Here is a 13,104-nt window from a genome sequence, read left to right as displayed (position 1 = left end):
TTACTCATGCGAGTAACTCGGTGACAAGACGGGAACCGGGACCTCAGCCCGGACCGGACGTCCCCGTGGACGTCCCTGCGGGCGGCGCCTCCGCGGCGTAGATCCGCCAGGCCGCGGGCAGGACCGTCCAGCGGCGGCCGGTGACCGGGCCGGTCAGCTCGCCGTCGGCGTTCACCGGGACGGGATCGCCCGACACCGCCACCTCCCCGCCCCGGTCCGCGACCACGTCGCGCAGGCCGAGATGGGTCCCGCGGCGCAGCCGCAGGGCGTAGGCCAGCCTGGCCAGCGGGCCCGTTGTCGCGGCGACCACCACGTCCACCCTCCCGTCGTCGGGCCGGGCGCGCGGGGTGAGGGGCGTGCCGCCGCCGATCGTGACGCCGTTGCCGACGGCGACCATCAGGACCCGGCGCCCGTGCGCGAGCGGCCGCCCGTCCACCGTCACCCGCAGCCGCCACCCCCGGCTCCGCACGCCCGCGAGCAGCCCGCCGAGGGGGTAGGCCAGCTTCCCGAGCACCGGCTTGAGCGGCGCCGCCCGCTCCGAGGCCTCCGCGCCCGCGCCGAGGTGGACGGCGTTGACGACGATCCCTCCGTCGTCGTCCACCAGCAGGTCCATCGGACGGCGGTGCCCGGCGAGCACCACGCGGGCCGCGGCCCCGGGATCGGACGGGAGCCCGAGCGCGCGGGCGAAGTCGTTGCCGGTGCCCAGCGGGACGAGGCCCACGGTGCGGGCGCCGAGCTCGCCCCGGCGGTGCAGGGCGGCGACCGCCGCGTGCAGCGAGCCGTCCCCGCCGAGCACGACCACGTCCCGGCCGGGGTGGGCGCCGAGCACCCCGTCCAGCCCCCCGCCGGCCTCGGCCTCCACCACGTCCGCCCCCCGGCGCAGCGTGCCGAGGGCCGCCTCCAGCGCGGCCTCGCCCGCACCGCCCGCCCTCCTGTTGCAGATCGCCAGCAGCTCGGCCATTACCGCCCCTCCGCCCTCGGCTCGGCACCGGCTCCTCCGGTCACCCCGGCCGGACCCTGCCCCCGGGAGCGGCGGTCACGCTCCCCGGCCCTCCCGGGTACGGCCCCGCCGGGCGGAGCCGTACCCGCCGGGTCCTGCGGCCGCGGCGGCGGCGGCGACGACGGCGACGGCGACGGCGACGGCGACGAAGATCCGCGAGATGATCACGGCGTGCCCGTCGGAATCCCCGAATGACGGGTATGTAGCGTTGTCGATGACGATATTGAGGAGACTTCGATGACGCATGAGCGCGCCGGGCAGCCCGCCCGGCCGTCCGACCTGGTGGACGTGGCCCGGCTGGTGACCTCCTACTACGCGCTGCGCCCCGATCCCGGAGAGGTCGGCCAGCGGGTGGCGTTCGGCACCTCGGGGCACCGCGGCTCGGCGCTGAACGCCGCGTTCAACGAGGACCACATCCTGGCCACCAGCCAGGCCATCGTGGAGTACCGGACGGCGCAGGGCGTGGACGGGCCGCTCTTCCTCGGGGCCGACACGCACGCCCTGTCCGAGCCCGCCCGGGTCTCGGCGCTGGAGGTGTTCGCAGCCAACGGGGTGACGGTCATGATCGACGACCGCGACGGCTACACCCCGACGCCAGCGGTCTCGCACGCGATCCTCTCCCACAACCGCGGGCGGGCGACCGGCCTGGCCGACGGCGTGGTCGTGACCCCTTCGCACAACCCCCCGGGTGACGGCGGTTTCAAGTACAACCCGACGCACGGCGGACCGGCCGACACCGACGCCACCTCCTGGATCCAGGACCGGGCGAACACGCTGATCGCCGACGGGCTGAAGGAGGTCCGGCGGATCCCGCTCGCCCGGGCGCTGGCCGCCGACACCACCGTCCGGTACGACTTCCTCGGCTCGTACGTCGGCGACCTGCCCTCGGTGGTGGACCTGGACGCGGTCCGCGCGGCGGGGGTGCGCATCGGCGCCGACCCGCTGGGCGGGGCGAGCGTGGCCTACTGGGGCGAGATCGCCGAGCGGCACCGGCTGGACCTGACCGTGGTCAACCCGCTGACCGATCCCACCTGGCGCTTCATGACGCTCGACTGGGACGGGAAGATCCGCATGGACTGCTCCTCCCCGCACGCGATGGCCTCGCTGATCGCGAACCGCGACGCCTTCGACGTCTCCACCGGCAACGACGCCGACGCCGACCGGCACGGGATCGTGACCCCCGACGGCGGCCTGATGAACCCCAACCACTACCTCGCCGTGGCCATCTCCTACCTGTACTCCCACCGTCCGGACTGGCCGGCCGGCGCCGGGGTCGGCAAGACCCTGGTGAGCAGCGGCATGATCGACCGGGTCGCCGCCGACCTGGGCAGGCGGCTGGTCGAGGTGCCCGTCGGGTTCAAGTGGTTCGTGCCGGGCCTGCTCGACGGCTCGCTCGGCTTCGGCGGGGAGGAGAGCGCGGGCGCGTCCTTCCTGCGCCGCGACGGCTCGGTGTGGACCACCGACAAGGACGGCCTGATCCTGGCCCTGCTGGCCTCGGAGATCATCGCGACCACCGGCCGCTCCCCCAGCGAGCACTACGCCGACCTGGTGGCGCGGTTCGGCGACCCCGCCTACGCCCGCGTCGACGCCCCGGCGACCCGGGAGGAGAAGGCCGTGCTGTCCAGGCTCTCCGCCGAGCAGGTCACCGCCGGCACCCTGGCGGGCGAGCCGATCACCCAGGTGCTCACCTCCGCGCCCGGCAACGGCGCCGCCCTCGGCGGCGTCAAGGTCTGCACCGGCAGCGCCTGGTTCGCCGCCCGGCCCTCCGGCACGGAGGACGTCTACAAGATCTACGCCGAGTCCTTCAAGGGCCCGGACCACCTGGCCGAGGTCCAGCGGGAGGCCAGGGCCCTGGTCTCGGCCTCTCTGGGCTGAGAGGCCCGGGAGCCGGGCCAGGGGCCCGGCTCCTCCCGGACCGGGACCGGGCGTGCGGTCACACGGGGATCCTCTCCACGGCCTTCTCCGGCATCATCACCGGCACGGCCGCCTGGGTCTTGCCCTGGAGCGCCACCGGAGCCGTGCCCGAGACCCTGTCCAGGGAGAGCCTGTCCGGAACCCTGCCGGACAGGGTCTCCAGCATCTTCCCGGTCGTGCTCTCCAGCGCCGCCTTCCCGGGCACGACCTCCCGCGAGTGCGTCCTCGCCCGCGAGCACAGCGCTTCCATCACGGCGCCGAGCCGGTCGCGGGCCACCGGGTCGGCGAGGCGGCCGGCGGCGTCGAACTGCCGCAGAGCCGGAGAGGCGGACAGGTCGGCCCCGTACACGACGGCGCCGGCGACACCGAGCGGGCGCCGCAGCGCGGTCTGCGCCCACATCGCCTCGTGCGGGCGGACGCAGGCCGTGACCACGGCGACGGGCTTGCCCAGCAGGACGGCGCCCGCCCCGGGCCGGGACGCCCACTCCAGCGCGTGGAGCAACTGGACCGGCAGGACGCTGTGCTCGGGGGCGGTGATCAGCAGGCCGTCCGCACCGGACAGGAGATCGCAGAACTCCCCGGCGGGCCCCGGAAGCGGGCCGTCCGTGAAGGGCGGGATCTCCCCGAGCCCTTCCCACACCGTGAAGTCCGCGGAGACGGGCAGCTCCCGCGCCACCGCCTCCAGCAGCCTGCCGACGTGTGCCGCCGGCCGCAGGCTTCCCGCGATCCCCACGATCTTCATCCCCGAACCCCTTCCCCTGAGCGACGTCACGGCGCTTGTGCCCGAGGAATGAGGCGACGAACATGATCGGCGTACCGATAGTGCATGAAGTTGCTATTTCGTAGCAAAGGTGCATATGCGACAGATGTCGCCCCTGGTGAACCGTGCACCGCAGACCGGCCGTCAGCCCCGGTGCCCGCCCTCCGCGGCCCCTCCCACCTCGGCCCCGGCGCCGGCGTCCCCCGCCGCCCCCTCCCGCCCGCCTTCCCGCCCGGAACGGGCGCGAGCGGCCAGATCCGGTGCCACGTCGGCGATCCGCTGCCTCATCGGCCGCCGGCTCAGGGCCTCCAGCACTTCGTCGACGAGCCGGCTCAGCGGGAACGACAGCTCGGCATCGAGCTCGGCGGCCGCCGCGGCGGTGGCCGCCCATTCCGCCTCCAGCATCGGGAGCAGCGCCTCGGCCTTCGCGGTGAGGTGGACGATCCGCCGGCGGGCGTCCGCTCCCGGAGCCAGGACGACGAAGCCCTCCCCCGCCATATGGGCCACCGTCTGGCTCGCCGCGGAGTGGGTCACCCCGATCGCGTCCGCCAGTTCACGGATGGAGGAGGGACCGAACGCGGCCAGCGCCCGCAGGACGGGGGTGAACCGGGGGCGGAACCCGGCCTCCCCCAGCTCGGCGTAGACGGCCGCGACGTCCGCGTCCAGCAGTTCGAGCAGGTGGCGCAGGCGGGTCCCGAGCAGGCCCGGCCCGGAGTCGAGGGAAGGCATCCCACCAACATAACAGCGCTGTTGGATTGTCTCCCCTCGGGCCGTCCCGTCTCACGGCAACGCGCGCCGGAGCGCGAACCGCCTCCCGGGCCGGGCGTCGTCCCACCCGCGCACCCCCGGGCCAGGCGTCGTCCCACCCGCGCACCCCCGGGCCAGGTGTCCTCTCACCCGGGCACCCTCCCGGGCCGGGCGTCCTCTCACCCGGGCGTCGGCGAGTCGTCCCGGACGCGGCATATCACCGGTGGCCGGGGTAGGAGCCAGCCATGAAGACGACACCATCCACCACCCCGTCCTCCACGCGGGCGGGCACGGAGCGCCGTACGGAGGAGATCGTCCGGGCACGAGCGGGCGTCCGCGGCCGCACCCTGGCCAGGACGCTGCTCGCCGTGAGCGCGGCGGCCGCCGTCGGGAGCCTGGCCACCAGGCCCGCCTCCCTGTGGTACCGGCGGCTGCGCAAGCCGTCCTGGCAGCCGCCGTCGCAGGCGTTCGGCCTGGTGTGGACGCCGCTGTACGGACTGATCGCCGTCGGGGCGGCCCGCGTCCTCGACCGCCGGGAGGGGGCCGACCGCACCGCGTTCGCCGCCCGCTTCGCGGCCAACCTCGTCCTCAACGCCGGTTGGAGCCTGTCCTTCTTCCGCGGCCGCTCGCCCAAGCTCGCCCTGGCCGAGATCACCGCGCTCAACGCCTCGAACGCGGACCTGATCAGGCAGGCGTGGGCGACCGACCGGGCCGCCGGGGCGGTGCTGCTCCCCTACGGCGCGTGGACGCTGTTCGCCACCGCCCTCAACACCGCGATCGTCCGCCTCAACCCGGCGGAGGACTGAGCCGGAGACCGGACCGCGGGCTGAAAGTTACATCCCCGGCACCGGTGGCGCCGCAGGTCGGCGCCGTGCCGGGGGCGGCCCGCTTCCCGCGGACCGGCGCGGATGCCTAGCATCGCGCCGGGCTACGACGGGAGCGGGCGATGCGCAGAGGCGAGACGGTGCTGGCGGTGCTGGCGGCGGTGGCCGCCGCCCTGGGGTTCATGTTGGCGGGTACGGCGGGCGCCGCGCTGTCGGCGCGGGCCGCGCCGACCAGGGTCATGGCCCTCGGGGACTCGATCACCGGCTCCCCCGGCTGCTGGCGGGCCCTGCTCTGGCAGCGCCTCCAGGAGGCCGGGTCGGCCACCTCGGTGGACTTCGTCGGGACGCTGCCGCCGCAGGGCTGCGGCTTCGCCTACGACGGCGAGAACGAGGGGCACGGCGGCTTCCTGGCGACCAACGTGGCCGACCAGAACCAGCTTCCGGCCTGGCTCTCGGCGACGCGGCCCGACATCGTGATGATGCACTTCGGCACCAACGACGTGTGGAGCAACCGCTCCACCGCGACCATCCTGGCCGCCTACGGCAAGCTGGTCGACCAGATGCGCGAGAGCAACCCCGACATGAAGATCCTGGTCGCCCAGATCATCCCGATGAACCCGAGCTCGTGCGGCGAGTGCGGCCGGCGGGTCGCGGCGCTCAACGCGGCGATCCCCGGCTGGGCGGCGGGCAGGACGACCGCGCGCTCGCCCGTCGTGGTGGTCGACCAGTGGACGGGCTTCGACACCGCCACCGACACGGGCGACGGGGTGCACCCCAACGCGGCCGGTGACCGGAAGATCGCCGACCGGTGGTTCCCCGCCCTGACCGCGCTGCTCGGAGCCGGACCGACCGCCACCCCCACGGTCACCCCGACCTCGACCCCCACCGTCACGCCCACGGTCACCCCGACCTCGACCCCCACCGCCGGGAGCGGCTGCACGGCCGCCTACCGGGTCGTGAACCAGTGGTCCGGCGGCTTCCAGGGCGAGGTGACCGTGCGGAACGCGGGAGCCTCCGCGATCAGCGGCTGGACCGTGGACTGGACCTCCGGAGGCGAGCGGGTCAGCCAGGCCTGGAACGCCGCGGTCACCCAGACCGGCTCCGCCGTGACCGCGAAGCACGCCTCCTGGAACGGCTCCCTGGCGGCCGGGGCGAGCACGTCCTTCGGCTTCCTGGCCTCCGGGACCCCCTCCGCCGCCCCCGCCGTGTCCTGCACGGCCGGATAGCCGCTCCGGCGGGCGCCCCGGAGGGGAGCGGCCCCGCGCCCGTGCGGTCCGCGGCGCACCCGCGTTGCGATGGTTCCGCGCGGCTGGGGAAGATACGGGGACGGTGGAACCGGCGCGGTGACACGGGATCTCCGGCGCGCGTTCCCGACAGGAGGCAGTGGTGGCGGACGAGTTCGACGTGATCGTGATCGGTGCCGGACCGGCCGGTGAGAACGTCGCGGACAGGGCCGTGCGGGGCGGGCTGAGCGCCGCGGTCGTGGAGGAGAACCTGGCCGGCGGCGAGTGCTCCTACTGGGCGTGCATCCCCAGCAAGGCCCTGCTCCGCCCGGTCGAACTGGCCGCCGAGGCCCGCCGGGTGCCGGGCCTGGACGTCGGCCCGATCGACGCCGCCGCCGTGCTGGCGCGCCGGGACGAGGCCGTCTCCCGCTACGACGACGCCGGTCAGGTCGAGTGGATCGAGGGCGTGCCGGCGGAGTTCGTCCGGGGACGGGGGCGGCTGGACGGCCCGCGGCGGGTCCGGGTGGACCTGCCCGACGGCACCTCGCGGTCGCTGACCGCGCGGCACGCGGTGGTGCTGGCCACCGGGAGCCGCGCCGCGGTCCCGCCGGTCCCGGGTCTGGCCGAGGCCGGCCCGTGGACCAGCCACGAGGTCACCGCGGCCGAGGCGGTCCCGGAGCGGCTGGCCGTGATCGGCGGCGGCGTGGTCGCCTGCGAGATGGCGCAGGCGATGCACGGGCTCGGCGCGGCCGGGACCACCGTGCTGGTGCGCGGGGGCCGGTTGCTGGAGCGGCTGGAGCCGTTCGCCTCCGACCTGGTGGCCGAGTCGTTCGCCGCCTCCGGCATCACCGTGCGGACCCGCACGGAGGTGACCCGGGTGGAGCGGCCCGCGCCGGGCGGGCCGGTGACCGTGCACCTGTCGTCGGGCCCGCCGGTCGAGGCCGACGAGCTGCTGGTGGCCACCGGCCGCCGGCCCGCCGTCGCCGGCCTGGGCCTGGAGAGCGTGGGGCTGGCCGGCGACCGGCCCGTGGCGGTCGACGGCAGCATGCGCGCCACCGGCGTCGACGGCGGCTGGCTGTACGCCGTGGGCGACGTCAACGGCCGCGACCTGCTCACCCACATGGGCAAGTACCAGGCCCGCGTCTGCGGTGACGTCATCGCCGCCCGGGCCAAGGGCGAACCCGACGACCTGCCCGCGCTGCGGGACCTCGCGGGCGGCTACGGCGCGCCGCAGGTGGTCTTCACCGACCCGCAGGTCTGCGCGGTCGGCCGGACCGAGGCCCGCGCCCGCGAGGAGGGCCTCCCGGTCCGCGCGGTCGAGTACGACCTGGGTGCGGTGAGCGGCGCCTACCTGCTCGGGGACGGTTACCGGGGCCGGGCCAAGGCCGTGGTGGACACCGAGCGGCGGGTGCTGCTGGGCGTCACCTTCGCCGGTCCCGGCGCGGCCGAGCTGCTGCACGCCGCCACGATCGCGGTCACCGCCGAGGTGCCGCTGGAGCGGCTCTGGCACGCGGTGCCGTCGTTCCCGACGGTCAGCGAGGTCTGGCTGCGCCTGCTGGAGGCCTACGGCCTGTGACTGTGACCTCCCGGCCGGTACGGCATGCCGCTCCCGCTCCCCCGTAAGGCGCCGGAGGAAGGGGAGCCGGCCGACGGCGTCGCAGAAGACCACGACCAGCGCTATGCTGCTGCCCGCGGACGACCCAGGGTGATCATCGGGGCACGGGTTCCCCTGGTAGTCGACTGCCCAAAAAGCCACCATTTTCCCTCCGGCAACGAGGGTCGCTGCAGCTCTCCCCTCCGTTCTTCACGATGGGCTGTTCCCGACGACGCTGGCAGGAGCAGAGGGGACGAACGGATCGTGGGAGCGGAGCCTGGGGTGCCCCTGGCGGCTCCGGACGTCCCGCGATCCGATGCGCCCCGCCCGCGGGAGGAGGCCCCGCCGTCCTCCGGCGGGCCCCGCGGGGCGGGGATCCGGTCGCGGTGGGACCTCCTGCGCATCTGCGCGGGTTCGATGTCCTCGACCGTGGGGTTCCGGACCCTCGGGGTCACCTACCCGCTGCTGGCCCTGTCGCTGACGAATTCGCCGGTGCACGTCGGCTGGGCCGGTTTCGCCCTGACCCTTCCGACCCTGCTCTTCTACGTCCCGGCGGGTCTCCTCGTCGACCGGATGACCGCACGCGCCGTCATGGCGGCCACCGAGGCGGCCCGCCTGCTGGCGGTGGCGAGCGTGTTCCTGGCCGTGGTCTTCGGAGGCGTGACCCTTCCCCATCTGCTGGCGGCCGCCTTCGTGGAGGGGACCTTCTGGGTCGTCTACTCGCTGGCGGAGACGGCCCTGATCCGGTCCGCCGTCCCCCGGGCGAGTCTCGTCGGCATGCTGGCCACGAGTGAGACGAGCTCCCACGTCGCGGTGATGGCGGCCAGGCCCGTGGGGGGGTTCCTGTTCGGGCTCGGCCACTGCGTGCCGTTCGTGATGAACACGCTCCTCTTTTTCGCCTCGCTCCTCGCCGTGCTGACCCTGCCGGGCGGCGGGAGGCGCCGCGTCCTGCGGACGGCGGCCCCCGGCCGCGGGAAGGCGTCGTTCCTCCAGGAGATGACGGCCGGCGTCGGGGAGCTCAGGAGCCATCGATTCCTGCGCAACGCCATGGCGCTGACCACGGTCACGAACCTGATGATCAATATGCTGATCATCGTCTTCGTCGCCGGCTCGGTGACCCACTCCCCGCTAGAGGTCGGCCTGGTCCTCGCGGCCAGCGGTCTGGGCGGTGTGCTCGGGTCGGCTCTGGCGCCTGCGCTGCGGCGCCTGCTCCGGCATCCGCTGCTGGAACCGCGACTGGCACCGCTCGGGCCTCCCCGGGAGATCCTGCTCTTCGCCCACATGTGGATATGGGCGTTCGCCCTCCTCATCCCGGTCGTGGGCGAGTCCCCCGTCTTCTTCGGCGCCGCGCTGTTCCTGATGGGGTGCGCCGGAGCGCTCAGCAACATGTCCGTCCGGGCCTTCGAGATCGACCGGGTCGCCGAGGGCAAACTCGCCCGGGTGGTCAGCGTGCACCGGCTCACCACCCACGGCGCCGTGTGCCTGGCGGCGCCGCTCGGCGGGTTCCTCGTCTCCGCGGTGGGGGTGCCGGCGGCGACGAGGAGCCTGTTCCTCGTCATGTCCGGCATCGCCCTGTCCGTGGCCGCGGTGGTCCCGCTCCGGAGGGTCCTCCGGAGCGGGACCACCGCCGCTTCGGCCGTCCCCGGCCGGATCCGGCGGCCGGAGGACCTCGGCCCGCCCGTCCCCGGACCGGTCTGCCGCCGGTCAGACCTGTTCCGCCAGGCGGTCCGCCTCTGCGGTCAGGTGCGGAGGAAGCCGCGGAGCCACCGCGGCCTTCGCACGCCGAGCCAGACCGGCCGCTGAGGGGACGTCACCGGCCAGTTCCCTGACCCTGGCCGCGTACAGCAGGACGGGGCCGTGGTCGCCCGCTTCGGCCAGCACGGCCGTGATCTCCCGGTCCGCCTCGGCGGCCCGCCCTTCGGAGGCGAGCGCGAGGGCGTACGCCGCCCGGGTGGACGGCCACTGCAGCGGCCGGACCCGTTCGAGGTCGTGCAGGGCCTCCGCCGTCCGGCCGAGATCGGCCAGGATCTCGCCCCGCGCCCGCAGCGCCTCCGCGGCGTCCCCCTCCCGGGCGAGGGCGTCGTTGAGGACGTCCCTCGCCGCGTCGGGGTGCCCGCCGTGCCACAGCGCCCAGGCGAGTTCGGTCTGGATGGCGGTGTCTCCGGGGACGCGGCGGATCGCGGAGTACAGCTCCTGCACCGCGACCGCGGGCCGCCCCTGCGCCAGCCGGAGCCGCCCGATCCCGGCGAGCAGCCGGCCCACCGCGGTGGTCGCGCCCAGCGTCTCGAACAGGACCGCGGCCGTGCGGTAGTGCGCGACCGCCTTCTCGAAGTCCTCGCGCCGGTGCGCGACGTTGCCGAGGAAGGACTCGATCTCCGCGCGGAGCCACGTGTCGTCCCCGCACCTGCTCAGCGCCTCTTCCGCCTGTTTGGCGGCCAGCCCGAACTCGCCGTCGCGGAAGGCGAGCTCGGCGGCGCGCAGGTACTCGTCCGGTGTGGCCCGGCTCTCGACCGGCTCGGCGGCGTGGCCGTGCTGGAGGATGGGCTGGATGAGCCGCTCGTGCGAGAGCTCGCACCAGCGCGCGCCCGCCCGGAGGTCCTCCCGCAGGATGTGGCGCTCCACCAGCGCCCTGACCACGCGGTTCGGTTCCCCGGCCGTGAGGGTCTCGCCCTGGTAGACGATCTCGCGCCTGCCGTGCTCCGTGATGAAGTTGCGGCGCAGCCAGGTCCGCAGGCGGTCGGTGTCCCCGTCGAGGTGGTCGCGGGACACCTCGGCGATCATCCGTTCGAAGAAGCCGGTGAGCGACCGGTCGGCGTCGGCGAAGCGGCGCACGTGCTCGGCGGTGATGACCCGCACGCCGGCGGGGAGGGAGCGCCACATGGCGGAGCAGACGACCTGGAGCTGGACGGGCTCGACCACCTTCGCGTCGGCCACGACCTCCTCCCCGAGCGCCTTTCCCACCCGGATCCTGCGCAGGTCCTCCACCAGCCCCTCGGCGGCTCCCGGTGCGAAGGACCGGCCGGTGCCCTCCAGGGGGCCCTCCGTCGCCCGCACCGCCGCCGCCGTGTCGAGCGCGGCGAGCGGGAAGCGGCCCCTGGACGGGCCGGCCAGTCTGGGCTCGTGGGGGAGGATCGCGGCCAGGTAGTCCTCGCGGATCGACACGAGCAGGCGCAGGTGCGGATCCGCCTCCAGCGCCTCGGCGAGCTGGTCGATGAACCATTCCCGGTACGGCTGGCGGTGGGCGAGGTCGCCGAACAGCTCCTCCGCCTGGTCGATCGCGGCCAGGGTCAGCACGGGGTCCCCGTACGGGTCCTGCCGGGACGGCCTGCGCCGCAGGAACCCGCGGAGCGTCAGGCCGGCCAGCCGGGTGGGCGTCTCCTCCGGCGACCAGGACGACAGCAGGGCGAAGACGTGCGGGTTGTGCTGCGAGAGCGCGGCCGAGGGGAAGGGGGAGCCGTGCGACACGCGGCCGACCGGCAGGATGTCGACCGTGGTCGGGTCCATCAGCGGGAGCACGCCGGCCTGGATGAGCGAGGTCTTGCCCACCCCCGAGGGGCCGTAGAGGATGGTCAGGCGGTTGGCCTGCCAGAGGTCGGCGATCTCGTGCGACTCCCTGGCCCGCCCGAAGAACCGGGCGCTGTCCTCCCGCCGGAACGCCCGCAGCCCGACGTACGGTTCGGCCGCCGGCGCCGGGCGGGCATCGTTCGGGTTCACGGCATCGACCCCATCCGCCGCCGCAGCTCCATGCAGAACTCCTCGGCGGTCCCCCAGAAGATGGAGATCCGCCAGTCCTCGTAGTATCTGGCCAGTTGCCGCTGCACGTCCTTCACGTCCGCCTTGCTGGTGTCGAGCGAGGGGGCGAGCTGCACGCTGATGTGCCTGCGCCGGTTGATGCCGGGGACCGCCCTCAGCAGCCCGCGGAACAGGACGCGGAACGTCCAGTCCTGCAGGCTGTAGCCGATGAACAGCAGGGGCCGCCGGGTCAGCGCCGCGAGGATCGAGGTGGGCAGCATCCGCTGGCTGCCCGCGACGCCCTCGGCCGCGAGGCTGGTGAGGAACTCCAGGTAGTCGTCCTCGGCCAGCACGATCGACGTCGGGTCCTGCAGGTTGCCGTGCAGGTGGTAGATGAGCGGCGTGTCCGGCTGGGGGTTCCACCCGGCCTCGTTGCTGAACAGCTTCTCGGCGTAGGCGATGTCCTTGTTCCACGGGCAGACGGCCGTGTTCGGGCGTTTCCCCACCGCTTTCAGGGAGCGGAAGATGAAGTCGTCGTAGTTGGTCGTCAGATACACCGGGAGGGGAAACTCCGCCAGCAGTCCGTGGGGTTCCAGCGGATGGAGGAAATCCGGAGGATCCGCCGCGTCCAGCTCGTCGCAGACCAGTCTCTTGACGTGCACGGCGTCGCCGTATTTGATCGCCCCGAACTGCGCCACCCGGGGGAGGTCGTGGTCGTCGCCGTAGGGATATCCCCAGCGGCGGGCCATTTCCCGGCTGAGCGCCGTTCCCGTCGGCAGGGTTCCCACGCACGCTCCCGACCCCAGGAACGGCGTGCAGTCCCCGCTTCTCAGCTGGTAGATCAGGCGCTCCCATTCGGCGTCACCCATGTCGTACACGCACGGCACCACCTCGTCGACCGCCGGCCCGGCGGATCACGGGCCGATGCCGTACGACTCTATTGGCCCGGTCAATGCCCGGCAGGGGTCACGCCGCTCCGGACCGGGCCCCGATGGAGGCCGAGAATCCCGCCAGCGGAGGCCGGTCGTCCAGGAGGAGCGACTGCAGCATCCTGTTCAGGCCGTCATTCCCGATTTCCCGGACGTCTTCCAGGGAAATCCCGTCGAGATCGATGAGAACCGCCGCGGCTTCGGAGCCCGCCTCGCCCTCGCGCATGAGCACTCCTCCACTTTTCCCGGTCCGCTCCGGAGTTACGGACGGCCCGGAAACAGTGCGGCCGCCCTGCCCTCCGATCCCGGGACCTTGATACCGGTGTTCAAATCATTCTGGGATACCCCACCCCGTGAATCAACCTTTAGGATGACCGCAGG

General features: G+C 74.0%; 12 protein-coding genes. 5 read left to right on the top strand and 7 right to left on the bottom strand.

What is annotated here, in order from left to right; genetic code table 11:
* Positions 1-43: 43 nt before the first annotated feature.
* A complete protein-coding gene (locus tag IEZ06_RS21945; RefSeq protein ID WP_189238582.1) occupies positions 44-961 on the bottom strand; it encodes a diacylglycerol/lipid kinase family protein in 918 nt (305 codons plus the stop codon).
* A gap of 75 nt (positions 962-1,036) precedes the next feature.
* A complete protein-coding gene (locus IEZ06_RS37270) occupies positions 1,037-1,168 on the bottom strand; it encodes a hypothetical protein (RefSeq protein ID WP_268245620.1) in 132 nt (43 codons plus the stop codon).
* A gap of 69 nt (positions 1,169-1,237) precedes the next feature.
* Between IEZ06_RS37270 and pgm the strand changes: the two genes are divergently transcribed.
* The gene (pgm, locus tag IEZ06_RS21940; protein WP_189238581.1) at positions 1,238-2,875 is read left to right on the top strand and encodes a phosphoglucomutase (alpha-D-glucose-1,6-bisphosphate-dependent); all 1,638 of its coding nucleotides are present in this window, start codon (positions 1,238-1,240) and stop codon (positions 2,873-2,875) included.
* Positions 2,876-2,933: 58 nt separating this feature from the next.
* On the opposite strand, the gene IEZ06_RS21935 is transcribed toward pgm, so the two are convergent.
* Entirely contained in the window at positions 2,934-3,656 is a 723-nt protein-coding gene (locus IEZ06_RS21935) for an NADPH-dependent FMN reductase (protein ID WP_189238580.1), read from the bottom strand.
* A gap of 162 nt (positions 3,657-3,818) precedes the next feature.
* On the bottom strand, positions 3,819-4,403 hold the full coding sequence (locus IEZ06_RS21930) for a MarR family winged helix-turn-helix transcriptional regulator (RefSeq protein WP_189238579.1): 585 nt from the start codon (positions 4,401-4,403) through the stop codon (positions 3,819-3,821).
* Between the two features lie 263 nt (positions 4,404-4,666).
* Between IEZ06_RS21930 and IEZ06_RS21925 the strand changes: the two genes are divergently transcribed.
* The 4 genes from IEZ06_RS21925 to IEZ06_RS21910 all read left to right on the top strand — a co-directional run bounded on the left by IEZ06_RS21925 (position 4,667) and on the right by IEZ06_RS21910 (position 9,865).
* Positions 4,667-5,227, top strand: coding sequence for a TspO/MBR family protein (locus IEZ06_RS21925; RefSeq protein ID WP_189238578.1), 561 nt, complete (start codon positions 4,667-4,669; stop codon positions 5,225-5,227).
* Between the two features lie 140 nt (positions 5,228-5,367).
* Positions 5,368-6,471, top strand: a complete 1,104-nt coding sequence (locus IEZ06_RS21920) for a cellulose binding domain-containing protein (protein ID WP_189238577.1) — start codon at positions 5,368-5,370, stop codon at positions 6,469-6,471.
* A 160-nt stretch (positions 6,472-6,631) separates the two neighbouring features.
* On the top strand, positions 6,632-8,044 hold the full coding sequence (locus tag IEZ06_RS21915) for a dihydrolipoyl dehydrogenase family protein (protein WP_189238576.1): 1,413 nt from the start codon (positions 6,632-6,634) through the stop codon (positions 8,042-8,044).
* A 435-nt stretch (positions 8,045-8,479) separates the two neighbouring features.
* The gene (locus IEZ06_RS21910; protein ID WP_189238575.1) at positions 8,480-9,865 is read left to right on the top strand and encodes an MFS transporter; all 1,386 of its coding nucleotides are present in this window, start codon (positions 8,480-8,482) and stop codon (positions 9,863-9,865) included.
* Here IEZ06_RS21910 and IEZ06_RS21905 read toward each other — a convergent pair.
* The 3 genes from IEZ06_RS21905 to IEZ06_RS21895 form a co-directional block, all read right to left on the bottom strand.
* Positions 9,767-11,776: a tetratricopeptide repeat protein gene (locus IEZ06_RS21905; protein WP_189238574.1), complete on the bottom strand. Its 2,010-nt coding sequence runs from the start codon at positions 11,774-11,776 to the stop codon at positions 9,767-9,769. The genes IEZ06_RS21910 and IEZ06_RS21905 overlap by 99 nt on opposite strands.
* Positions 11,773-12,663, bottom strand: coding sequence for an SIR2 family NAD-dependent protein deacylase (locus tag IEZ06_RS21900; protein ID WP_229798552.1), 891 nt, complete (start codon positions 12,661-12,663; stop codon positions 11,773-11,775). The genes IEZ06_RS21905 and IEZ06_RS21900 overlap by 4 nt, the downstream gene beginning before the upstream one ends.
* A gap of 97 nt (positions 12,664-12,760) precedes the next feature.
* Positions 12,761-12,949 (bottom strand): FxSxx-COOH-like cyclophane-containing RiPP peptide, encoded by a 189-nt coding sequence (locus IEZ06_RS21895; protein WP_189238572.1) that lies wholly within the window; start codon positions 12,947-12,949, stop codon positions 12,761-12,763.
* Between the last annotated feature and the right edge of the window lie 155 nt (positions 12,950-13,104).

This window comes from Planomonospora antibiotica, assembly GCF_014647955.1.
In the GTDB taxonomy this organism is placed as follows: Bacteria; Actinomycetota; Actinomycetes; order Streptosporangiales; family Streptosporangiaceae; genus Planomonospora; species Planomonospora parontospora.
This window is presented reverse-complemented; position numbering and strand designations above follow the sequence as displayed.

Bases quoted from the DNA above. Each gene is read 5' to 3' on its own strand.
- IEZ06_RS21920 (WP_189238577.1), top strand. From the start codon at position 5,368: ATGCGCAGAGGCGAGACGGTGCTGGCGGTGCTGGCGGCGGTGGCCGCC.
- IEZ06_RS21895 (WP_189238572.1), bottom strand. From the start codon at position 12,949: ATGCGCGAGGGCGAGGCGGGCTCCGAAGCCGCGGCGGTTCTCATCGAT.
- IEZ06_RS21925 (WP_189238578.1), top strand. From the start codon at position 4,667: ATGAAGACGACACCATCCACCACCCCGTCCTCCACGCGGGCGGGCACG.
- IEZ06_RS21900 (WP_229798552.1), bottom strand. From the start codon at position 12,663: ATGGGTGACGCCGAATGGGAGCGCCTGATCTACCAGCTGAGAAGCGGG.
- IEZ06_RS21910 (WP_189238575.1), top strand. From the start codon at position 8,480: ATGTCCTCGACCGTGGGGTTCCGGACCCTCGGGGTCACCTACCCGCTG.
- IEZ06_RS21945 (WP_189238582.1), bottom strand. From the start codon at position 961: ATGGCCGAGCTGCTGGCGATCTGCAACAGGAGGGCGGGCGGTGCGGGC.
- pgm (WP_189238581.1), top strand. From the start codon at position 1,238: ATGACGCATGAGCGCGCCGGGCAGCCCGCCCGGCCGTCCGACCTGGTG.
- IEZ06_RS21935 (WP_189238580.1), bottom strand. From the start codon at position 3,656: ATGAAGATCGTGGGGATCGCGGGAAGCCTGCGGCCGGCGGCACACGTC.
- IEZ06_RS21930 (WP_189238579.1), bottom strand. From the start codon at position 4,403: ATGCCTTCCCTCGACTCCGGGCCGGGCCTGCTCGGGACCCGCCTGCGC.